At 69.1% G+C, this 21,421-nt stretch carries 19 protein-coding genes; 9 read left to right on the plus strand and 10 right to left on the minus strand.

The features are described from left to right. Window positions 1-110: 110 nt before the first annotated feature. Window positions 111-3,620, minus strand: coding sequence for a LamG-like jellyroll fold domain-containing protein (locus AB0F70_RS02460; protein WP_357443161.1), 3,510 nt, complete (start codon window positions 3,618-3,620; stop codon window positions 111-113). Between the two features lie 450 nt (window positions 3,621-4,070). Here AB0F70_RS02460 and AB0F70_RS02465 point away from each other — a divergent pair, with 450 nt between their 5' ends. The 3 genes from AB0F70_RS02465 to AB0F70_RS02475 all read left to right on the plus strand — a co-directional run bounded on the left by AB0F70_RS02465 (window position 4,071) and on the right by AB0F70_RS02475 (window position 9,276). After that, entirely contained in the window at window positions 4,071-4,811 is a 741-nt protein-coding gene (locus AB0F70_RS02465) for a DUF899 family protein (RefSeq protein ID WP_357443164.1), read from the plus strand. Between the two features lie 265 nt (window positions 4,812-5,076). Continuing rightward, a complete protein-coding gene (locus AB0F70_RS02470) occupies window positions 5,077-5,946 on the plus strand; it encodes an NlpC/P60 family protein (protein ID WP_357443166.1) in 870 nt (289 codons plus the stop codon). A 93-nt stretch (window positions 5,947-6,039) separates the two neighbouring features. After that, a complete protein-coding gene (locus tag AB0F70_RS02475; RefSeq protein ID WP_357443168.1) occupies window positions 6,040-9,276 on the plus strand; it encodes a BTAD domain-containing putative transcriptional regulator in 3,237 nt (1,078 codons plus the stop codon). A gap of 190 nt (window positions 9,277-9,466) precedes the next feature. Here the strand turns inward: AB0F70_RS02475 and AB0F70_RS02480 are convergent, their stop codons facing one another. After that, window positions 9,467-9,898, minus strand: coding sequence for a hypothetical protein (locus AB0F70_RS02480; protein ID WP_357443171.1), 432 nt, complete (start codon window positions 9,896-9,898; stop codon window positions 9,467-9,469). Window positions 9,899-9,976: 78 nt separating this feature from the next. Between AB0F70_RS02480 and AB0F70_RS02485 the strand changes: the two genes are divergently transcribed. Continuing rightward, complete coding sequence (locus AB0F70_RS02485; RefSeq protein ID WP_357443173.1) at window positions 9,977-10,666, plus strand: heparin lyase I family protein; 690 nt, start codon at window positions 9,977-9,979, stop codon at window positions 10,664-10,666. A gap of 72 nt (window positions 10,667-10,738) precedes the next feature. Here the strand turns inward: AB0F70_RS02485 and AB0F70_RS02490 are convergent, their stop codons facing one another. Next, a complete protein-coding gene (locus AB0F70_RS02490; RefSeq protein ID WP_357443176.1) occupies window positions 10,739-11,509 on the minus strand; it encodes a YdcF family protein in 771 nt (256 codons plus the stop codon). Window positions 11,510-11,714: 205 nt separating this feature from the next. On the opposite strand from AB0F70_RS02490, the gene AB0F70_RS02495 reads away from it, so the two are divergent. Next, the gene (locus AB0F70_RS02495) at window positions 11,715-12,539 is read left to right on the plus strand and encodes a hypothetical protein (protein ID WP_357443179.1); all 825 of its coding nucleotides are present in this window, start codon (window positions 11,715-11,717) and stop codon (window positions 12,537-12,539) included. 151 nt (window positions 12,540-12,690) lie between these two features. On the opposite strand, the gene AB0F70_RS02500 is transcribed toward AB0F70_RS02495, so the two are convergent. The 5 genes from AB0F70_RS02500 to AB0F70_RS02520 form a co-directional block, all read right to left on the minus strand. Further along, on the minus strand, window positions 12,691-14,127 hold the full coding sequence (locus tag AB0F70_RS02500; RefSeq protein WP_357443182.1) for an endonuclease/exonuclease/phosphatase family protein: 1,437 nt from the start codon (window positions 14,125-14,127) through the stop codon (window positions 12,691-12,693). Window positions 14,128-14,211: 84 nt separating this feature from the next. Next, entirely contained in the window at window positions 14,212-14,586 is a 375-nt protein-coding gene (locus AB0F70_RS02505) for a DUF418 domain-containing protein (protein WP_357443185.1), read from the minus strand. 105 nt (window positions 14,587-14,691) lie between these two features. Next, a complete protein-coding gene (locus AB0F70_RS02510; RefSeq protein ID WP_357443187.1) occupies window positions 14,692-15,018 on the minus strand; it encodes a multidrug efflux SMR transporter in 327 nt (108 codons plus the stop codon). Beyond that, window positions 15,015-15,416 (minus strand): SMR family transporter, encoded by a 402-nt coding sequence (locus AB0F70_RS02515; RefSeq protein WP_357443190.1) that lies wholly within the window; start codon window positions 15,414-15,416, stop codon window positions 15,015-15,017. Before AB0F70_RS02515 ends, AB0F70_RS02510 begins: the two co-directional genes overlap by 4 nt. Further along, window positions 15,413-15,949, minus strand: a complete 537-nt coding sequence (locus tag AB0F70_RS02520) for a TetR family transcriptional regulator (protein ID WP_357443193.1) — start codon at window positions 15,947-15,949, stop codon at window positions 15,413-15,415. The genes AB0F70_RS02515 and AB0F70_RS02520 overlap by 4 nt, the downstream gene beginning before the upstream one ends. 253 nt (window positions 15,950-16,202) lie before the next feature. Here AB0F70_RS02520 and AB0F70_RS02525 point away from each other — a divergent pair, with 253 nt between their 5' ends. Genes AB0F70_RS02525 through AB0F70_RS02535 form a run of 3 tightly spaced genes read left to right on the plus strand, consistent with a single transcriptional unit; the run spans window position 16,203 to window position 20,164 of the window. Then, the gene (locus AB0F70_RS02525) at window positions 16,203-17,225 is read left to right on the plus strand and encodes a zinc-binding dehydrogenase (RefSeq protein ID WP_357443196.1); all 1,023 of its coding nucleotides are present in this window, start codon (window positions 16,203-16,205) and stop codon (window positions 17,223-17,225) included. Window positions 17,226-17,270: 45 nt separating this feature from the next. Then, on the plus strand, window positions 17,271-19,808 hold the full coding sequence (locus AB0F70_RS02530; RefSeq protein WP_357443199.1) for an excinuclease ABC subunit UvrA: 2,538 nt from the start codon (window positions 17,271-17,273) through the stop codon (window positions 19,806-19,808). Next, a complete protein-coding gene (locus AB0F70_RS02535) occupies window positions 19,805-20,164 on the plus strand; it encodes an MmcQ/YjbR family DNA-binding protein (protein WP_357443202.1) in 360 nt (119 codons plus the stop codon). The genes AB0F70_RS02530 and AB0F70_RS02535 overlap by 4 nt, the downstream gene beginning before the upstream one ends. 27 nt (window positions 20,165-20,191) lie before the next feature. Here the strand turns inward: AB0F70_RS02535 and AB0F70_RS02540 are convergent, their stop codons facing one another. Continuing rightward, complete coding sequence (locus AB0F70_RS02540; protein ID WP_357443204.1) at window positions 20,192-20,521, minus strand: helix-turn-helix domain-containing protein; 330 nt, start codon at window positions 20,519-20,521, stop codon at window positions 20,192-20,194. A 67-nt stretch (window positions 20,522-20,588) separates the two neighbouring features. Between AB0F70_RS02540 and AB0F70_RS02545 the strand changes: the two genes are divergently transcribed. After that, a complete protein-coding gene (locus AB0F70_RS02545) occupies window positions 20,589-20,873 on the plus strand; it encodes a DUF1330 domain-containing protein (protein WP_357443207.1) in 285 nt (94 codons plus the stop codon). 71 nt (window positions 20,874-20,944) lie between these two features. Here the strand turns inward: AB0F70_RS02545 and AB0F70_RS02550 are convergent, their stop codons facing one another. Beyond that, the gene (locus AB0F70_RS02550; RefSeq protein ID WP_357443210.1) at window positions 20,945-21,412 is read right to left on the minus strand and encodes a MarR family winged helix-turn-helix transcriptional regulator; all 468 of its coding nucleotides are present in this window, start codon (window positions 21,410-21,412) and stop codon (window positions 20,945-20,947) included. Between the last annotated feature and the right edge of the window lie 9 nt (window positions 21,413-21,421).

Genomic DNA, 21,421 nt, shown 5'->3' on the forward strand with positions numbered 1-21,421 from the left:
GCAGGCCATCAACGCACCGGCAGTCGTGAAAGCAACACCTTGCAACAGTGACCGCACCGATCGGGATCCCTCCGACGAGCTCATGCGGTCCGGGAAGCTCTTGGTCCTCATCACTGCTCCTCCCCGGGAACCACGGTGTCGCGGTCGTTCGTGTCAGCGAGCTGGTCGATCTGCCACTGCTGCAGGGCTCCGTTGAACAGCCACACGTCATCGATCGCGCCAGGCCACACGCCGACCGGAGAGCCGGCATTCATGGTTCGGCCGAGGTACAACCGGTCCGGGGGGTCGGAGAACACGACACCGTCGACAGGGCCTGTGCCGTCGGGGCTCGCACCACTGGGGCTCTCGCCGTTGACATACAGCCGCAGCCGCTTGGACGGGGCATCCCACGTCACCGCGATATGGAACTGGCTGTAGGCGTACGGGTTCGAGCCGTTCACCGCCGTCCGCACGGTGGCGCTCGAGCTGTCGGCCGCCCGGGCCTTGAGCTCCCAACGCACGACACCCTGACTCGTCGCAGGATCCTCGTAGGGAACCGCCTGCACCTGGATCAGTTCCTCGTTGACGCCCGTCAGGGACAAGAAAGTCATGGCGCCACCGGCCGGCACGGGCTCGGACGGGATGCCTCCGTAGCCCGTGACGGTAAACGACTTGCCCCAGTCCAGTGGCAACCCGCCTCCCGACGTGGAAGCAGCGCCAGGCGTGCTGCCGTCCGAGGAGAGGAGCAGATTGTGCTCACCGACGATCCCGAAGTCGGCCTCGACCCGAGCGCCGCCTGCCAGGACCAGATCCGGTCCAGCCGGTACCTCGTTCCCGATGCGCAGGGGTGTCGAAGCGCCGTCCAGCTGCGAGAAAGTCCACCGGGAAGCTACTTCGGGTGCGGCGGCCGAAGCCAGCTGCGCTGCTTCATACTCGGTCACTGCCCGCGCGTAGGTCCGCACATGGTCGACCACTCCGTCCACGAACGAGTCCGGCGCAGCCGAGCCGTACTTCGCACCGCCGATCATGATCGGTCCGGTCGAGGCGAATCCGTTCGCCGCGCGGGGTTCACTTCCGACGCCGTTGACGTACAGCTGGACCGTGCGGGTGATGTTGTTGTGCACACCGACCAGGTGTGTCCATTCGTCTGCCCTGACCGGGACGTCCGAGACTGCGACTATCGGCCTCGCGTCCGGCGTGTCACCGTCGTACATGCCGAACATCCAACGGCCTTGGGTCGCCTGGTAGTACAGCTTGAAGCCTTGCTTGTGCGTCGCAGCCTGCGAGACCACGATCGACCCCGGATGCGGCAGCGTGTCCAGCTTCACCCAGGCCTCGACCGAGAAGGTGTGTTCCGTGTTCACCCGCCCCACGGTCGAAGTCACGTAGTCACCGGCTCCGTCCAGGGCCAGCCCCGACCCAGAGAATGAGTCCGCCTCGGTGAGATGCGCGCCCCCGGCCGGCGTGTACTCAGTACCACCCTCGTCGAACGTCCACGCTCCGACCGGCACGGCGCCAGCGCCAACCCGGAACAAGTACGTCCGGATGTCGGACGGATTACCGGCCGCGTCGAACGCCTGCACCGTGACACGGTGAACTCCAGTGTTCTGCGGGTTCACCCAGATCGTCGGGCTGGAAGCCGGCCGTTCCTGATCTTGCCGCGGGTTCCCGTTGATCCCGTAACGGAACTTGACCACGTCGGAGCTCGAGCTCGAGAAGGTAAAGAGGCCACTGTGCCCCACCCCGCGGTGCCACGGGTCTTGCGGGTCCTCCGTATTCGACTCCGGATACGTCGTCGACGATATCTTTGGCGCGGCGGGCCGGTTCGGGTCGTACTTGAAGAAGCACGCGTCCGACCATGGGCTGTACGCCCTGCCGTCATACACACGCACCGTCCACGCAGATGAGCCACCGTTTTGCGGCACGCTCGACGGCATCGAGACCGAGAACGCCGAACCCGACGCCTTGCCCGTCGAGGGCACGAGTCCCGAGGTCCAGTACTGGGCCCATGCCGATCCGTTCCAGGCCTGCAACCGGAACTCGACCCTGACACTGTCGCCGTCGTCATCGCTGGCGCGCGCGACAGTCATGTTTCCCCTGGTACGGAAGATCGCCGGGTCGGAATGCGGGGCGCACATCCCGCCGTACTCCAGGCTCATCATTCTGGTGGAGACCATGTCAGGGGGTACGTTGTACTGGACCCGGAGGCTGGCGTTCTTCGAGAACTTCTTCCAATGGTTCTTGTCCGACTCACTGTCCGCACGCAGACCAAGAGTGAGCTGACTGCCGTTCGCATCGGCGCGATCCTGCATCAGCCCTCGGATGGGGAATTCTGCTGTGGCCGACGGCGCGCAGCCCGCCTGGCTGCCCCCGTAGCTGAAGCTCTCCGTACCGACCCGCGCGATATTGAAGCCCGAGGCCGTCACTGTGTTCCACGTCGTATTCTGATTGATCGCGTTGGTGTGATAGAGATGCACTGGACGGTCCGAACACACCGCCGAATGAGTATTCGGAACATTGAAGGACGCACTCAGAATGCTCTTGCCTCGATAGGCCGAGATATCGAACTGCCAGTACAGGCGATACGTCGACCCGTCAGCACATCCCGTCCATCCCTGGCACGTCCCCAGTCCTTCGGTCGAGTTGCCCTTGAACTGCCAGTACGACTGAGTCGGGTACGCCTCGTTCGGGCCGGTCCATGCAGTTGGCTTCTTCGTCAGCCACTGAGGATCGACGATGATCGGGAAGGTGGCCTCGGGATCCTCCAGCAGCTCTTGATCAGGTACGAGACTCAGTTCGTCACCCGACGCCGATACCTCCACCTCGACCGGCGCCACACGCCCCTGACCCGAACCGTCGTCCCCCGGATCACTCTGCGGCTCGGCTGCTGCCGCGGCGGTGGTTGCCTCCCGGCCGGCACGAACAGAGCTCCCGGTGGCCGGTTCAGGACCGCTCTCGGTAGGCCCTGCCTCCCACATCGATGGCGGCGGCGCCACGAAGACCGCTGAACCCGTGATGGGGTCCACCGCCTCCAGGCCGCCCCCGGACGCGACGGTCACCTCAAGGCCCTCGCCGGCCAGGCCGAAGGTGATCTCGTCCAGCGCCGGAGAGCTGGCGGCCTCAGGTGTCTTGACGATCAGGTGCGACGCAAAGCCGTCCTCCGTCGCCAGCATCTGTAGATCGACCCCGTCGATGACCTCCGGGTACACCGCGGTGGAACCGTCCAGGACCGGTCTTGGAAGATCACCACCCGGCCATGTGAGCTCTACCACGCGACCGTGCCGGGACATCCGCACCAAGGGATCACTCCCACCGGCGGACAGCTCCAATCCGACCGTCGACGCGACAGGACGAACGGTCCCGTTCTCGACGGCAAGCTCGGTGTCGACCCGTGCCCATCCGCCCTGTGAGCGCGCCCAGCGCGGCACGGCGTAGGACACCTCCTCCAACGTGCCGTCGGGCAGAGCGAAGACCTCACGGCTCTCGCCGCGCTGCGCCAGCAGCTCCACCCGTTGCCCCGTCTGGGCCGCTTCGTCAAGCGCCCGGTCCAACGACGAACGCTCTGCGTCCTGTTGGGTGTCCTCGATCGAGAACGAAGGAACGGCCGGTTGCGAAGCAGGACCGTCGTCAGCCAGAGCCACGCTCGAGCTGCTGAGAACGAGCGCGCACGCACCGAACCCACCGGTCAGACCTCGTACGAATCGACGCATCCTGGCGTCTGAAACCCCGCGCACCGTCACCGCCACCCTCCACCCACGCCGAACAGGACGATGTGAACCTAGCGAACGAATCACTGGAAAATTGGCCAAATCACCCCCTGATGGGGGTGATTTTTCGGTAAGCGAGACTCGGTCTTGGTTCCCGCTTGGTGGTCGCACACCGGCCACTGGGCGGGCTCGATACGGCGGAGGTGAGTGTGTACGGCGAGGGGCGTAGGCGGGGGTACGTCATCGGGCGGATGTGTGGCCGTGAGCTGGTGTGCGACGTTCGGGAGACGCGCCCTGGGGGCGACGGGAGACGATGACGACGCAGCACGCCGTAGGTACCCGTGACCGGTGGACCTCACTGGCTGATCTGTTCGGAGGCCGATCATGAACGACCAAGCACCCGACCCGGCCCTGCCGCCCGTGGTCGACAGAAAGACCTGGCAGGAGGCGCGGGACGCGCTGTTCGCACGCGAGAAGGCGCACACCCGCGAAGGGGACGCGATCGCGGCGGCGCGGCGGCGGCTGCCGATGGTGGAGGTCGACGCCGGCATCGAGGTGATCGGTCCGGACGGGCCGGTCACGATCCTCGACGTCTTCGAGGGCCGCAAGCAGCTCATCGCATACTTCCACGCCTGGTGGCCGGGCCGGCCCGCCGCGGAGCAGTGCGAGGGCTGCACGTTCTTCAACTGCCAGGTACGTGAGCTGTCCTATCTCCATTCCCGCGACATCACGTACGCCACCCTCTGCAAGGGCCCGTACGGGGAGAGCGTCCGCTACCGCGACTTCATGGGTCTGGACATGCCGTGGTACTCGGCGGAGAAGACTGCGGCGCAGCTCCTGGAGGGTCGCGACTGGCAGGTCCACCACCTCGTCTGCTACGTCCGCGACGGTGATCGGGTGTTCGAGACCTACTACACCGGCGGTCGCGGTGTCGAGGTCATGACTCCCACCCACGGATTGCTGGACATGACCGTCTACGGACGCCAGGAGACGTGGGAGGACTCGCCCGAGGGCTGGCCCCAGCCCTGGAGCGAAGAACCCGGCCGGCACCACTGGGTGACGAACGGACGACCCATCGCCCAGTGGTCCCGTATCGAAGCCGGCCGCTCCGACGCGCTGACCTGAGAGGGCTGGCGGCCGATCGCCCGACTCAGCGGCTTCGCCCCGTGAGGAACTGATCGGGCCGCAGCCCCCGGACCGGGCGGCAAAGAGGTGTCCGTGGGTCGTCCGGGGACGTCGACATCGTGGCGGGGCAGTGTCGCACGAGACGTGACGAATCGACACAAATATACGGGCGGGGTACGGAAAGCCAGTTGTCGAGCCAGGTTCCTACCTTCATCGATGTCAGAGGAACCCACTCGAGAACGGGAACGGAACAATGCGCAGAATTGTGAGCGGAATCGTGGCCTTGGCGGCCGCTGTCGGTGGCCTGGCGGTCAGCGTGCCGGCCGCGCACGCGGCCGAACTCGTACCTCTGTCGGACCCTGCTCAGGAGCTCGTGGTCGACTGCGGGAACGCCGAGGCGAGGATCCAGGTCAACTGGGGCGTGGACAGCGTGACACTCCGGTACCGGTTGAACGACACCGCCTCGGACGGCCGGAGCCCGGTCCTGCAGATCGCCGCGGTGACCGGTAACGGCGGGACTTCCAACTACGTCTTCGACAACGGCACAGTCACCTACGCCCGCACCGCCGGCGAGGGACTCGGTCCCTCGTACGGCGAGAACGGCTGGAACCCGGGGACCATCGGTTCCATCAACCACCTGAACATCAAGGTCTCCAACGGCACGACCGCCGAAGGCACCCTGTGCACGAAGTACGCGAACCTGTACAACTGGGCCCGCCTCGGGCTCGAGAACGCGTTCGAGAAGGAAGGTGCGCCGTACTCCGACGACGCCGGGACCGGCCCGGCCTACGACTGCTCGGGACTCGTGTACGCGTCCTACGGCGAGGTGGCCAACTTCCCCGGGTGGCCGGTGCGCTCGTCGCAGGCGATGTATGACTGGGCCCGGACGCACACCAGCCAGGACAGGATGTACGCCCAGAAGGTGCCGTACTCCGAGCTCAAGGTGGGTGACCTGATCTTCTACGACACCGACGGCGGAACCTTCGGCAACATCACGCATGTCGCGTTCTACGCCGGCAACGGGAACGTCTTCGACGCCCACGAGCTGGGCACACCTGTCGGTTTCCATGCCGACTGGGTGAACTCCCGCGTGGGCGCATACCGCATCCTCGGTGCCGTGGAGTGGGCCGCCTGAGCCGCCGCGGGGCCCGCCGCCTAGGGGCGGCGGGCCCCGCCCGCTCGTGCGGTCGGCGGCCACCATCGAGCCGCCGTCACCTATGATCACGGCGTGCCGTCGTCCGATGTCGAGAGCGTCCAGGGCTCAGCAGGTGATCTGCTCCGTCGGCTTCGAGAGGCGGGCGGGCTGACCCAGCGCGAGCTCGCCGAGGCCTCCGGGGTGAGCCTCGCCGCGGTCCGAGACATCGAGCAGGGGCGCAGCCGCCGTCCCCGACGGGAGTCCGTCACCGCCCTGATCGCTGCCCTTGGGCTCGCCGGCCCGGAGGCTGACCGACTTCGCGAACGGTTCGACCCGGCGGTCGTGCGGCACCGATCCGGTGGCACGACGGCGAGTCCAGGAACGGTACGGATCGGTGTTCTCGGGCCGTTGCTGCTGCGGCGGGGTGACGTACCGATCCCCCTGCGGTCCCGGATGCAGCAGGTGCTGCTCGCGGAGCTGGCAGTCGCCGCGGGGACGCCCGTACCTCGCGAGGTGCTGGCTGCAGCGCTCTGGCCGGGCGAGACCACGACCACGACAGCGGCCCTGAACATCCACCTCACACGCTTACGTCGCCTGCTGGAGGATTCCGATGACCGCCGGCCCGTGGTGGAGCAGGGCAGCGCCGGCATCCGACTCCTCGTCCCTGCTGACCAGCTTGACCTGCTCAGGTTCCGCGACCTCGTTCGGCACGCGCAACGCTCAGGGGCGACGAGCGCCGCGAAGGATGCCCTCGCTGCTGCCGTCTCGCTGTGGCGCGGTGGTCCGGACCCGGACCTCGTGACGGCACCCGAACGGATCGCGGCGGTCGAGGAGGAGTACGTCGCGGCGCTGCTGTCGTACGCGAGGATCACCCGTGAGCTCGGGGTGCCGGAGGACGCCGTCGTCCCGCTCGCGACCATGGCGGGCCGTCGCCCGCTCGACGAGGTGGTCCAGGCGTCGCTGATCCAGACGCTCGCCGCGGCGGGACGCCAGGCGGAAGCCTTCAGCCGATACGAGTCCACCCGGCAGGCACTCGCCGCCGAGCTCGGCGTCGACCCTGGGGAACGGCTGCGCACCGCGTACCTGGACGCGCTGCAGCAGCGCTGGACGGACGAGTCCGCCGCCGCGGCTACTGTCCCCTGGCAGGTTCCTGCGGCTCCACCGCACCTGGTGGGACGCACGGACGAGCGTTCCAGCATCACCGCGGCACTCGACCGCGGCCCTGCAGGCGGAAACGCGCCCGTCGTGGTCAGCGGCCCCGCAGGCGTCGGGAAGACCACCTTGTGCCTGTCCGTCGCACACGAGATGCACGACCGGTTTCCCGACGGTCAGCTGTTTGCCGACCTGCAGGACGCCGCGGGCGTTCCCGTCCCGCCCTTGGAGATCCTGCAGCGCTTCCTGCGTGCCACGGGCCCCGGGACGCCACCCGCGGACCTGCCCGAGGCGGCGTCGCTGTTCCGCAGCCGGCTCGCGGACCGGAAGATGCTGATCGTGCTCGACAACGCCAGGGACGCCGCCCAGGTACGCCATCTCCTTCCCGGCCTCGGCGGCAGTGGCGTGCTCGTGACCAGCAAGAGTCTCCTGCCCGAGCTCGACAGCGCTGTCCTGGTCCGCCTGGACGTGCTCGACCGCACTGACTCGGTCCGTCTCCTGGGGGCCGCGACAACGACTTCCGACGGGGACGACGCAGCGGTTCTCGACGAGCTGGCACGCCTGTGCTGCGACCTCCCGCTCGCCCTGCGGATCACGGCCGCGCAGCTGCGCAGCCGCCGTCGGCTCCTGCCGGCGGACCTGGTCCACCGGCTCCAGGACGGGCAGAACCGTCTGGACCACCTCACCGTGGGAAAGTCGAGCATCTGGAACAGTTTCGAGCTCAGCTACACGGAGCTCTCACGCACGGCGCAACGCGTGTTCCGGATGTCGTCGCTCCACCCCGGCATCGACTTCGGCACAGAGGCGACGGAGGTGCTGGTGGGCGACGGAACGGTCGCCCGTGCGCTGGACGAGCTCCTCGACGCGAACATGCTGACCGAGCACGCCGCCGACCGGTTCCGCAGCCACGACCTGTTGCGGCTGTTCGCACGGCGCAAGCTCACCACGAGCGACCTGGTTCCCGACGCCGAGAGTCGCCTCCGGCTCTGGTACCTCGACCGGGCGACCGCAGCCATCGACTGGATCCACCCGCATCTGCTCCGGCTGACCGGCCACCCGGACCGCGCTGCGGTGTTCGGCGACGAGGAGGCCGCACTGCGATGGATGGACCTGGAGTACCAGTCGATGCTGGCCCTGGCGACCTCGTCGACCGATGACCCCGATCGCGGACCCGACGTCTGGCGGCTCGTCGACCAGCTGCGCGGATACCTCCTGCTCCGACGGTTCGACAGCTGGCAGCACCTGGCCGAAGCCGGTCTCGGGGCAGCCGTTCGTACCGGCGACGACCAGGCACGCGCGGCGATGTACATCTCCCGCAGCTACTCCCACTGGGCCCACGGCCGCATCGACGAGTCGCACGCGGACACCGTCCACGCGATCCGCCTCGCCGAGTCCTGCGGCTGGACCGACGCCGTCACCTACCTGGCACACAACGTGGGCTGGGAGCACTACGAGGCCGGTCGGCTCGTCGAGGCCGCGGCCTGCTTCGAGCAGACGTTGTCCCAGACCGAACCCGAGAACCAGACCCGCGCCCTTGCCCTGAACGGGCTCGGCATGACCTTCCTGGAACAGGGTGAGCTCGTCCGCTCCGCGGACTCGTTCCGTGCCGCGCTGCGCATCAGCGAGGGCAACAAGCGCGAGATGGCCGGCCTGACGATCCGCGGCAACCTCGCCAGTGCTCTCCGACTCCTCGGTGACACCGAGACCGCGGAAGCCCAGCTCCACGACGTCCTCGACGGTTTCCGCCAACGCGGCCATACCCGCGGGGAACTCTCCACGCTGGATGAGCTCGGCAGGCTGCTCGCCCAGACCGGCCGACTGACCGAAGCAGTCGAGGCTGCCCGCGAGGCACACGTTGCTGCCGTCCAGCTCAATGACCCCCGGGCACAGGTCATGACCGGTGACGGGCTGGGCGTGAGCCTCCTGGCGAGCGGGCACACCGCCGAGGCTGCAGCCATCCTGACCGACGCGGCAGCACTCGCGGCCGCTCACGGCTACCGGTCGTGGGAGGCCCGGACACGTGCCCACCTGGCGAGTGCGCGCCTTCAACTGGGTGACGCCCAGGAAGCGACAGACGAAGCAGCGCGCGCTGCCGTCCTCGCGGAGGCGTGCGATGCGACGCCCGTCGTCGTCGAAGCTCGGCGGGTACACCGACTGGCCGTTCGGACGCACGCCTGACTGGTGACCGCCCGCCTGACCGCTGAACAGCGCTCTCAGGAAGACATCGCTGCGCGCTCGGCCGCACCTTGGAGAACGCAGAACTCATTGCCTTCCGGGTCGGCGAGGACGCCGACGCCGGCTCGTCCCGGGTACGCACGAGCGGCTCCCAGCCGCCGAAAGCTGGGAGCCGCTCGTCCTCCAGGGTCGCTCAGCCGGTGACGGCCAGCTGCGGCGACGACTCCCCGGCAACCGTCGGCACCGGACGCGGCTCCGTCTGGTCGGTGGGCGCCGGCTTCGAGTCGCCGCGATCGGCCGGGGAAGGTGCCAACGACGGAGCGGTGCTCGGCTCGGTCCCGGCGTCCGTCGGAACCGGCGACGCCTCCGCGGGAGCCGCGGGCTTGGAAGCGGTGTCGGTCGGAACCGACGGCACGTGCGTGTCCTGCGAGGAAGTCGACGGCGCCGCCGACGGCTGGTCCGGCACCGCCGCGCTGGCCGTCGTGCATGCCGTGGCCAGCAGCACGACGGCGAGCGCGCTGCCCGCGGCGGCGACGCCCCGCGAGGCGGCGCTCCAGACCGTACGGGGGCGCCGGGTCGGGTTGGAACGGCTGGACGGAGCTGATGAGTTTCGGTTGAGAGTCACAAGACGTTCAATGTCCACCTGCGCGGGGAGCATGACGCCTCCTGGCGGTGACGTGGTTCATACGAGCCGGGTGTCATCGTGAGGGTGTTGCCGGACACCCCCGGAGGCCACGTACCTCTCCGTGCGACTTTCGAGCGGGCGCTGACGTTCCGCACGGACAAGGACATCGAGCACGACGGCGCCCGCGACCGCACGGAGCTGGCGACGCCGAAGGGAGGACTGCCGTTCCACACCAACGTGTGGGTCGGATTCGACATCCGTATCCCCGAGGCCGCCGATGACGTGACCGGCAGCGGGGCGTTCGTGATGCAGCTGTGGCAGTGCCACGCGGGCCCGATCGCCGGCGTCCGCATCCAGTCGGGTGCCGGCAACGGGCACAACCTCCAGTTCGTGCGCCGGGGCGACGAACCGGGCATGGACGACGAGTACAACAAGTCGATGGCGACCAAGCCCCTCGTCCCCGACGCGTGGCACTCCTTCGTCATCAAGTACCACGTGGAGCACTACCGCCCCGGCGCGCCCAAGGGACTGATCGAGGTCTGGCACAGGAAGGTCGGAGCGACCTACACCGAGACGAAGCTCTTCACGCGGGAGACGTACTTCGGCTTCGGCCCGGAGGGGTGCGACAACGACACCTTCGAGGAAAGGTTCAGGATCAAGTACGGCATGTACAAGGACTATCAGCCGGGCGCGACGTTCCAGTCCGACTTCCGGAACGTGCGGATCGGCGCCAGCAAGCGAGAGGTACAGCCCTACTACCGCGACTGACCTCCAAGAGCTGAGCGGTCAGGACTGCGCCGGGGCGGGTCCCTGGCGCCGTCCTCCGCCTCGCTCGGGCAGTCACCGCCCCGTCACGGCGAACTTCGTGATGGCCAGAACTTCCCGCACGTAGTCGACGGGGACCTCGTACCACGGCGTGTCCGCGTGCACATGGGTGGCACGCACCCCTGCTGTCTCGGCGATCCCGGCCGCCCGGAGCACGTGGTAGTCGCTCGTGACGAAGGCCGTCGTGTACTCCGTGCCGAGGCGCGCGTCGAGCAGGCCCTTCGCGTGGACGAAGTTCTCGAAGGTGCTGGTCGACCGCCCCTCCTGGATGATCCGGCGCTCCGCGACCCCGCGGGTGACCAGGTACCGCTCCATCGCGAGCGCCTCGGTGACGGTTTCCCCGGGTGGCAGACCTCCGGCGACCACGATGACGGCGTCCGCGTTCGCGTTCGCGTGGTCGACGGTCACGTCGAGCCGGGAGCGGAGCGCCGGTGTCACCTCGCCGTCCTTCACCGCCGTCCCGAGGACGACGACGGCGTCCTCCTCCTGCGTGGCCGTGTCCATCCTGCCGAAGAGCGCAAGGCAGGCGAAGACGAGAAGCATCAGCGCGGTGAGGCTCGGGACGAGGATCCGGAGCCACCGGGGCGGCCCCTGCCGGGCTCCGGGCCGGGCTCCGAGCCGGGTTCTGGGTAGGGAGAGCCCGTAGAACACGTACAGGACGCCGATCACGAACGTCGCGACGATGCCGGTGTGCATGCTGCTCACGAACAGCACGACCAGAGCATCGAGGATCAGGACCGCGCCGACGACCACCCAGAGGACTGCTCCGACGGATCTGGTCATCATGGACGCACCTTTCTCAGCACCCTCGGTGCGAGCGCTTCGAACGCTGCGGACAAACAAGCGCACGTTACCGCCTACGGGCCTGGTCAACGGCCCGCGCGTGCATCGGGTGAGCGGCGGATGAAGTCCGCGCTACGGGAGTGCGCGTCCAGGAAACTTCCAGTTCAATGTCCCCCACCGCGTGCCCGACATTTCCGATCGGAGCCTCATGTCCGGAACGACCTCGAAGGAACCGCAACCGCCGAAAGATCCGCCGAAGAACCCGCCCAAGTCCGCTCGAGGGCCGCGCTCCACACGCCGTCGCAGACCGGCCAACCCGACGGTCAAGGCCGCCGTCATCACGGGCCTCGCCTCGATCGTCTCGGTTGCCGTCGGGGCGTTCGGCACCTGGGTCGCCGTCGCGGCGAACCAGGTGCCCGTACCTACGGACGACGGCCTTGTCACGATCAACGTGATCCAGGAGCAGAGTCAAGGACTCCAGTCGGAGGTCGACGACCTCACCGCAGAGAACGAGCGCCTTCGCGAAGAGCCGCCCACTCCGACTCCCAGTCCCAGTCCCACCACCAGCCCCCCGCCTACCGAACCCACGGCCGTTCCCTCCAAGCTCATCTATCAGGATCGCAAGTTCACGATCGTCGGGTCCGAGCAGTTCGGACGTACCTCCGTCGTCGACTTCGACAGCAAGGGGTACTTCGCCCTCCAGGACAGCGAGTGGGACGACATCCAGGATGCAGACGGGCCGGACCCGGATTCCGCTGACATGGCGATCGAAGAGGACGACTACCTGGTCTTCGCCAGGACGATCGGGCACAGCAGCCACGACGCGGCCCCGGCGTCCGATGACCCCGCCGCCTGCCTCGCCGACGCCAGGGCGAGCGAGTACGACGAGCTCTACGTGCCCAACGAGCTCCAGGTCGACGATGTGATCTGCACACAGACCACGGCGGGGGCTGTCGCCAGACTCGTGGTGACCGATGTGAACAGTGAGGACTATCCCTACAGCGTTGAGCTGTCGGTCACTCTCTGGGAGTGACCGGACTGCCAGCTTGGCGCGGCCACCTCTCGTGGTCGCGCCAAGCGCCGTGCGGCCCTCAGCTCGACGCGGCCCACCGCGCTGGATGGTGCCGCGCGAGAAAGCCGAGGACGGGCGGCCAGACCTGTCCCAGCCGGCCGGCTCGGCCTGGTCAGGGACGCGCGGCGTCCATCAGCCGCCACGGTCCGTGACGGTCACCGGGCTGCTGGTTGCGGGTCCACCACTTCGCCGCGTAGGTGCGACCGTCATGGGAGGCCACCGCGCCGGCCTCGAAGATGCGGGAAGCCGTCCACTGCGCGACGCCGTCGCGCTCGACGATCTCCTGCCACGGGCCGTACGGCGCGCCGGGTTCCGTGCCGCTGGCCCACCAGGCCGACCGCCAGGTCGAGCCCGAGTACGAGACCTCGTCGCCCGCCGTGTAGACCGCCGACCTGTCCCAGGCGGGAGCGGCCGGCGCGCAGCCGTCGTCGCAGATGCTGAACGACGCCAGCACGGCCTTGTGGTCAGACGGCCAGACCGCGTCCGGCGTGAGGATCAAGTCGGCGCTGTCGTCCTCGACCCGCTCGTTGCGCACGATCGTCGACTGCGGGCCGACGACGGCAGCGTCGTCGATGGTCACGCGCTCGTCGGGCGTGACGAAGACGTAGTCGATGCGGTCGCGCTCGTCGGCCTCCGGCGCCCAGGTGAGGTCCGACGTCGGGAAGAGCGGGTTGTCCGACGGCCACGTGCTGCCGGGGTTGGCGACGGGGTCGGGGTAGACCTCACGGAAGGCGTCGACCAGTCCCCCGTCGAGCAGCGTCTGCGTCGTCTGCCACGGGATGACGACGCCGTTGTGGTCCTGGAGGTCGGCGGTCGCCTCGGTCCAGTCCTGCACCGACGGTTCGTTGAAGTCACCGCCGACGACGGCGATCCGGCCCGCGGCTCGCTCTGCCGCGATGTCGTCCACCAGGGCCGCGGCGGTCGCCGGACGGCCCGACTGCCGGTTGGCCTCCAGGATGTCGTCCACGTCCGTGACCGGCGCGGGCAGCCTGTTCCAGGTGTCCCAGCCGTCCGGCCAGTCGCCCCCGATCGCGCCTCCGTACCCGCGCGGCAGATAGGTGGCGTACCAGCGGTACTCCAGGTGTCCGCCGTAGGCGACGACCTCGGTCCCGTTGACGTCGAGTACCGCCTTGGTCCACCACCCGTCCACTGTGCTGGACTCGAGGATCGGGTAGCGCGACACGATGCCGGTGTCGGTGGCGTTGAGGTGGTCGTACCCGAGCAGCGCGGCGACCTGCGCCGGGGCGTCGCCCACCTCGGGCAGGAACGTCACGTCGACGTCGGTCTCGCGGATGACGTCGGCGATCTCTCGCGCGCCGTCGTCGATCTGCGTGCCGCCGTGCCACACGTTGAAGGCGAGCACGTTGAGCTCGCTGACGCCGTCGACCTCGGGCTTCGGCTCCGCTGGCGGCACGGTCCCGCCGGCGTCGACGGTGCGGGCGGGCTCGGCCGCGGAGGCCAGCGGTACGACGGCGAGCCCGGCGAGGACTCCGCCGATACCGGCGGTCGCGAGGAGGCCTCGGCGGATACGGGCTGGTACGAACGGCATCGGTGTGTGCTCCCAGGCTCGGAATGCGGTGCGGCGCGAGGCTACGAGACGTGCGTGACCGGTCCATGGCCGACGGGTGAACGACTACCACGTCCTGGTCCGCTCGACCTGGATCGGCGGGTGGCTGAACGGCCGCCGCCACCCGTGGACGTGGCCGCCGATGACCACCGGGAACAGGCTGACGAACCGGCTGCCGGACCGTTCGCCGAACCGCCGGCTGATCAGGGCGATCGCTGCCGCATAGCCGAACCCGCCGGCGTAGCCGGTCACGAGGTGCAGCCACGAGACGCCCAGGTCGACGGTCTGGCCCGGCTGCCAGACCTCGACGTCGATCAGTGCGGCCGGAACCCCGCCGAGCACACCGAGCCCGATGCCGCAGTAGGCCACCCTGCGGAGCAGGGCGAGGTGCTCGCCGGGGTTCTCCAGCAGCTGGCGGCACGCCGCCCAGCTGCCGATCATGAACGGAAGGATCGAGATCGTGATGAGCAGCGGGACGAACGCCAGAAGGCGATCGTCGACCAGGTGATACTCCCGGCCGTCGGGGCCGCGAACCCCTGACGCGGGTCAGTGGGCCGGGGAGCCGAGCTCGATCACGAAGACCCCTATGGCGATCAGGACGATGCCTGCGGTCATCCGCCAGGTGAGCCTCTCCTGGAAGAAGACACGCGCTCCGACCGCGGTCAGGGCCACCCCGCTGGCGGCCCAGATCCCGTACGCGATACCGACCGGCATCCCGTTCGCGAGGGCAAGGGTCAGGAGCGAGAACGCGGTGAGGTAGAAGACGGCGACCGGGGCGATCCACACCTTCTTGCGCAGGCCTTCGGAGGCGCGCAGGGACAGGGTCGCGGCGACCTCGGTGAGGATCGCCCCGGCCAGGATGAGCCACGTCATCGGATCTCCTCGACGGTCTGCTTGGACTGGTCGGCGTGCTGGTCGGCCAGCTCGACGGCGGGTCCGACGGCGGGTTTCTCGTGCCCGGTCTCGACCAGGACGACGCCCGCGATCACCAGCGCGATCCCGAACCCGATAGTGAACGTGAACGGCTCCCCGAAGATCGCCGACGCGATGACCGCGGTCAGGGCGACCCCGGCAGCGGCCCAGATGCCGTAGACGACACCGATCGGAGCGCCGAGCCGCAGCAGTACCGAGAGCCCCACGAAGGCGCCCGCATAACCGGCGACCGCGAGGACCGCCCACCAGGGATCGTCGATCGCCGCGCGCAGCGCGAGCGTCGCGGTGACCTCCAGGGCGATGGCGCCGGCCAGGACGAGCCACTGCTTCCTGTTCATGCGGAAGCCTCCTTGACCAGCTCGGCCATCCGGCCCAGCAGCGCCGTGCGCTGCGTGGGCGTGACGGTCAGGATGTTCGTCGACTCCGCGATCCACAGGCCGTTCGCGGCGAGCCACGCCAGCATCAGCGGCGTCGTATCAGCGCCCTCGCCGAACCCGAACCAGGTCCGCAGCCAGGCCAGCCATGGGGCAGAGAGCTGCGGACGCCGGACCGCCTCGGTGAAGACGACGAACTCGCCCTGCGTCACCCCACCCGTCCCCGCGAACCTCACGAAGGCGTCCACGCGCTGTTCCAGCGTCGAGTCCGCCAGGGGCACGGCGAGCACCTCGCACAGCTCGGTCTGCCACAGGTCGATGACGTGCTCGATCACGCCGGTCATCAGCGCGTCCTTGGACGGGAAGTGGTACATCAGCCCGGCCTTGGTCAGGCCCGCCTCGCGGGCTACCGACTCGTAGGTGATGTCGGCACCGCCCACGGCGTCGACCACGCGCATCGCGGCACTAAGGATCTCGGTGCGGGAACTCGGCCTCATGGCCTATGTTTACCGTACGTACGGTAAAGATAGCAAGGACGAACGGGAGTGCCGCGAGGTGGCGGACCTCACGATGGCCGCGGTCGGGGAACGCGTACCGGAAGGACCGGCCGTACGGCGTGTCCCACATTGACCATCAAGTGTCCGCCTCTGAGCGAGCAACAAGCGGGATCCCGGTCCAAGATCGAGGTGGCCGCGGGACCCTCGTCGCGGCCGGACGCTCCACTGCGGGGCCGTACGGAAGGGAGCTGGCATGGACAAGCGCACAGCAACCGGAGGTGCCGCCTCTGCGACGATGCGAGCGGTCGTCGTCACCCGGCCCGGCGGCCTGGATGCCCTCCAGGTCACCACGGTGCCTGTCCCCGAGCCACGCCCCGGATGGGTACGGATCAGGGTGAAGGCGTTCGGCGTGAACGAGTCCGAGGTCACCACCCGCAAGGGCGAGTCGGACGCCGACGTGACCTACCCGCGCGTCCCCGGCATCGAGGGCGTCGGCATCGTCGACCAGGCCGAGCAAAAGACCGGGCTGCGCCCTGGGCAGCAGGTCGCGACCATGATGGGCGGGATGGGCCGGTCCTTCGACGGCGCATACGCGCAGTACGTGGCCGTCCCCGCGGCGCAGGTCATCCCGTTCGAGACCGAGCTGCCGTGGAGCGTCGTCGGCGCGCTGCCGGAGATGTTCCAGACCGCCTACGGGTCGCTCACCACGGGCCTTGGCCTCCTGACGGGGCAGACGCTGCTGATCCGCGGCGGCACCTCCACGGTCGGGCTGAGCGCGGCGGCGATCGCCAAGGAGCTCGGCGCGACAGTCATCTCGACCACGCGCAGCCCGGACCGGGTGAGCGACCTACGGGCCGTGGGCGTCGACCATCCCGTGGTCGACGACGGCGCCGTCGCGGACCAGGTGCGCGAGCTGGCGCCGGACGGCGTCGACGCCGCGCTGGAGCTGGTCGGCGGCTCAGTGCTCGCCGACACCCTGCGCACCGTTCGCCGCCACGGCACCGTCTGCTTCACCGGCGCGCTGGCCGGCCAGTGGACGATCCCCGACTTCAGCCCGTTCATGATCCCCAACGGGGTGCGGCTGACCGCCTACGGGGGTGCGGCCACCGATCTGCCCGCGCCGGTCTTCCAGCAGCAGCTGCAGGCCATCGCGGACGGACGGATCACGGCCCCGGTCGGGCACGTCTACCGCGGCCTGGAGCAGGTAGGTGCCGCCCAGGCCGACGTCGAGGCCGGAACGACTCCCGGCAAGCCCGTCGTGCTGCTCGATGACTGACCACCACCGGGGCTTCTCCGGCGCCACGAACCAAAGGACCAGACCGTGACCCATGCCAGTCCGAAGCAGCAGGCGCCCACCGCGATCGAGGTGCGTGGCGCGCGGGTCCACAACCTCAAGGACGTGGACGTCTCGGTGCCGCTCGGCGAGCTCGTCGCGATCGCCGGCGTCTCCGGTTCGGGCAAGTCCTCCCTGGCACTCGGGGTGCTCTACGCCGAAGGATCGCGCCGCTACCTCGAGGCGCTCTCGACGTACACGCGCCGCCGTCTGACCCAGGCCGCCAGGGCGGCCGTCGACAGCGTCGAGCACGTACCCGCCGCGCTCGCGCTGCACCAGCGTCCCGCCGTCCCGGGCGTGCGCAGCACCTTCGGCACCTCCACAGAGCTGCTCAACAGCCTGCGGCTGATCTTCTCCCGGCTCGGCCATCACCAGTGCCCCAACGGCCACCGGCTCGAGCCCACGCTGGACGTCGCGCTCGACCTGCCGCTGACCTGCCCGGAGTGCGGCGTCCAGTTCGGCCCGCCGGGCGCCGAGTCGTACGCGTTCAACAGCGACGGCGCCTGCCCGCGCTGCGCGGGGACCGGCACGGTGCGCGAGGTCGACGAGTCGACGTTCGTCCCCGATCCGACGCTGAGCATCGAGCAGGGTGCGGTGGAACCGTGGAAGATGTTCGGGCTCGTGGCCATGCCCAAGGTCGTGGCGGAGCTGGGCGTGCGGGTCGACGTGCCGTTCGAGGACCTGTCCGAGAAGGAGCGGGAGGTCGTCCTCGACGGACCCGAGACCAAGCGGATGATCCTGTTCCCGGCCAAGAACGGGAAGCTGTTCGAGCTCAACGCCAGCTACCGCAACGCGCGGGAGTCGGTGCAGGTCGCCCTGAAGAACGCCTCGACCGAGAAGGGCCTCGGCCGGGTCGACCGGTTCCTCAGCGTGCAGGTGTGCTCGGACTGCGGCGGCACCCGGCTGAGCGCCCTGGCGCGCTCGACGCTCGTGGACGGCATCAACCTCGCCGAGGCCACCGCAAAGACCCTGGACGAGATCATCGCCTGGGTGCCCACCATCGCCGCGACCGTTCCGGACAGCATGGCGTCCATGGCCGACAGCATCGTGTCGCAGATGGTGGACACCGCGCAGCGGCTGGTGGAGCTCGGCCTCGGCTACCTCACGCTGGACCGCGCCGGCTCGACGCTCTCGACGGGTGAGCGGCAGCGCGTGCAGCTCGCGCGTGCGGTACGCAACCGCACCACCGGAGTCCTGTACGTCCTCGACGAGCCTTCCATCGGCCTGCATCCGACGAACGTGGACGGCCTGCTCGGCGTCATCGGCAGCCTGCTGGCGGACGGCAACTCCGTGGTGGTCGTCGATCACGACGTGCAGGTGCTGCGCGAGGCCGACTGGCTCATCGAGATCGGCCCGGGCTCCGGTGCGGAGGGCGGCACCCTGCTCGCCACCGGCACGGTGGCCGATCTGGGTAGGAACCCCGCCTCGCTCATCGGGGGCTTCCTGACCGGCGTCGAACAGGTGCGCGGGCGCGAGCGTGCGGAGGCCGGCCAGATGTTCGCGCTCGGACGCCTGCACCTCGAGACGGATCCAGTGCACACGGTCCATGCGCTGGAGCTCGACGTGCCCCGAGGCCGGCTGACGGCGGTCACCGGGGTGTCCGGGTCCGGCAAGACGACCCTGGTCCTCGAGAGCCTCGTGCCCGCGCTCCGAGCGCAGGCCGCGGACGAGGCGCTGCCTGCGCACGTACGGAAGGTCGACGCGGCCGGCGTCACGAGGGTCAACCTGATCGACGCCTCGCCGATCGGCATCAACGTGCGTTCGACCGTCGCCACCTACAGCGGCGTCCTGGACGACCTGCGCCGCGCCTACGCCGCCACGCCCGATGCCGGCCGGCTGGGCCTGAAGGCGGGCGCCTTCTCCTACAACACCGGTTCGCTGCGCTGCCCCACGTGCCAGGGCACCGGCCAGATCTCCCTCGACGTGCAGTTCCTTCCCGACGTCGACATCGTCTGCACCGACTGCGGCGGGAGCCGCTACTCGAGCGACGCCGACCAGGTCCGGCGCTCCCCCGGGCGCGGCGGTGACGGCGACGGGCTCACCCTGCCGGAGCTGCTCGCGCTCACGGTCGACCAGGCGCTCGAGCACACCGGCGGCCTCAAGAAGGTCCAGGCCCGGCTCCAGACCCTCACCGACCTCGGCCTGGGCTACCTCACTCTCGGTGAGTCCACACCCGCGCTCTCCGGCGGCGAGGCGCAGCGGCTCAAGCTCGCCGCGGAGCTCGACCGCGACCAGGACGACGCGATCTTCGTCTTCGACGAGCCGACGGTCGGCCTGCACCCACTGGACGTACGTGTCCTGCTCGGCGTGCTGCAGCGACTCGTCGACAACGGTGCGACCGTCCTGGTCATCGAGCACGACCTCGACGTCATCACGAGTGCCGACCATGTCATCGATCTCGGTCCCGGCGGCGGGGCAGCGGGCGGCCGCATCGTCGCCGCCGGCACGCCTGAGCAGATCGCCCGCTCCGAGGCCAGCGCCACCGGCCGCTACCTGCGACCGCTCGTCGACCGGGAGAACTCGTGACCAGCACCGGACCTGACCTCCAGCAGACCGCCCGCGAGGCGGCCGAGGACCTCCGCGGCACGACCAGCGGACGGCCCTTCGTCGAGAAGCTCAACGTGTACAAGGTCGCCGGCAAGGTCTTCCTCATCGTCACCGACGACCCGGACGAACCCATCATCACCGTGAAGGCCGACCCCGACCGTGGAGATGCCCTGCGGCGCGCGCACCCCACGATCACACCCGGCCGGTACCTCGACAAGCGACACTGGATAAGCGTCGGACCTGGCCCGGAGATCACTGCCGAGCTGGTGCGGGAGCTCGTCAACCTCTCCTACGACGACGTCCTGGACAACGTCCCGCGCGACCAGCGGCCGTAGAGGGCGTCCAAGACTGCTCGCGCCGCCTCAGCCGAGGTTGCGTGAGCGGCTCTCGCTCGCCATCGCAGCGAGGACGGCGTCAAGCAGGCCGGGGAACCTTGCGTCCAGGTCGTCGCGCCGCAGCGAGTGCACGATCACTCGGCCCTGCCTGCGGGCGAACAGCACTCCACTCTCGCGCAGGACGCGCCAGTGATGGGTCGCTGAGGACGCGGGGATGTCCGGCAGCACCGTGCCGCACGTCAGCTCCTCTCCCTCGGCGAGGCGCTGGACGATCCGCAGCCGCACCGGGTTCGCCAGGGCGTCGAGGACTCCTTCCAGTCGCAGCTGGGCGCGGTCCGGATGGGTGAGTGTTCGCACCGTTCAACTGTACGATAGTTTGCGTACAGTCGCACTGAGCGGCGCGAAGATCGACGAAGGAGAAGTCATGAGCGCGTACCTGGTGATCGAAGCAACCCCGGCCGACGCCGAACGGTTCGGCGAGTACGAGCGACAGAGCCTCCCGCTGGTGATCAAGTACGGCGGCGAGCCGCTGGCCCGCGACACCGACACGCTCCCGATCGAGCGCGACGATCGGCCCGCGATCGGCGTCATCATCAAGTTCCCGGACAAGCAGGCCGTCCAGGCGTACTTCGACTCGCCGGAGTACGCACCGCTGCGCACGTTCCGCCAGTCCTTCACGCAGGCTCGCGCCTTGGTCATCGAGGACTGAGCACGCCTACTGATGACCTCGCGCGGCCGCTCGACCTCGGTCGGTAGCGGCCATCTGGTGACGAACTCCGATCAGCTCGGCTCGGCGTCGATCTGTTCGAGGACGCGGCCCGAGATCCGCCCGAGCGCAGCGAGGTCGTCGGGGCTGAGCGCGTCGATGACCAGCCTCCGGACCGTGACCACGTGCTTGGGTGCTGCGGCTTCGATGACCTCGCGACCCTGCGCGGTGATCAGCACGAACGCACCGCGGCCGTCCTCTGCGCACTCCTCGCGCGCTACGAGTCCGCGCTTGATCATCCTGGCCACCTGGTGCGAGAGGCGGCTCCGCTCCCAGTCGATCTCCTCGGCCAGGTCCTGGAACCGCACGCGCCCGTCGGTGACGTCGGTGAGCGCGACGAGGATCTCGAAGTCGGCGCCGGACAGGCCCGACTGCGCCTGGAGGTCCGCGGCCAGACGCCTGGAAAGCTTCTGGTGCAGCCGGATGAAGGTGCGCCAGGACTGCGATTCGTCCGCGCTCAGCCAGGGCACCTTGTCGCTCATGGCACTCAG

This window comes from Promicromonospora sp. NPDC023805, from assembly GCF_040639635.1.
Lineage (GTDB): Bacteria > Actinomycetota > Actinomycetes > Actinomycetales > Cellulomonadaceae > Promicromonospora.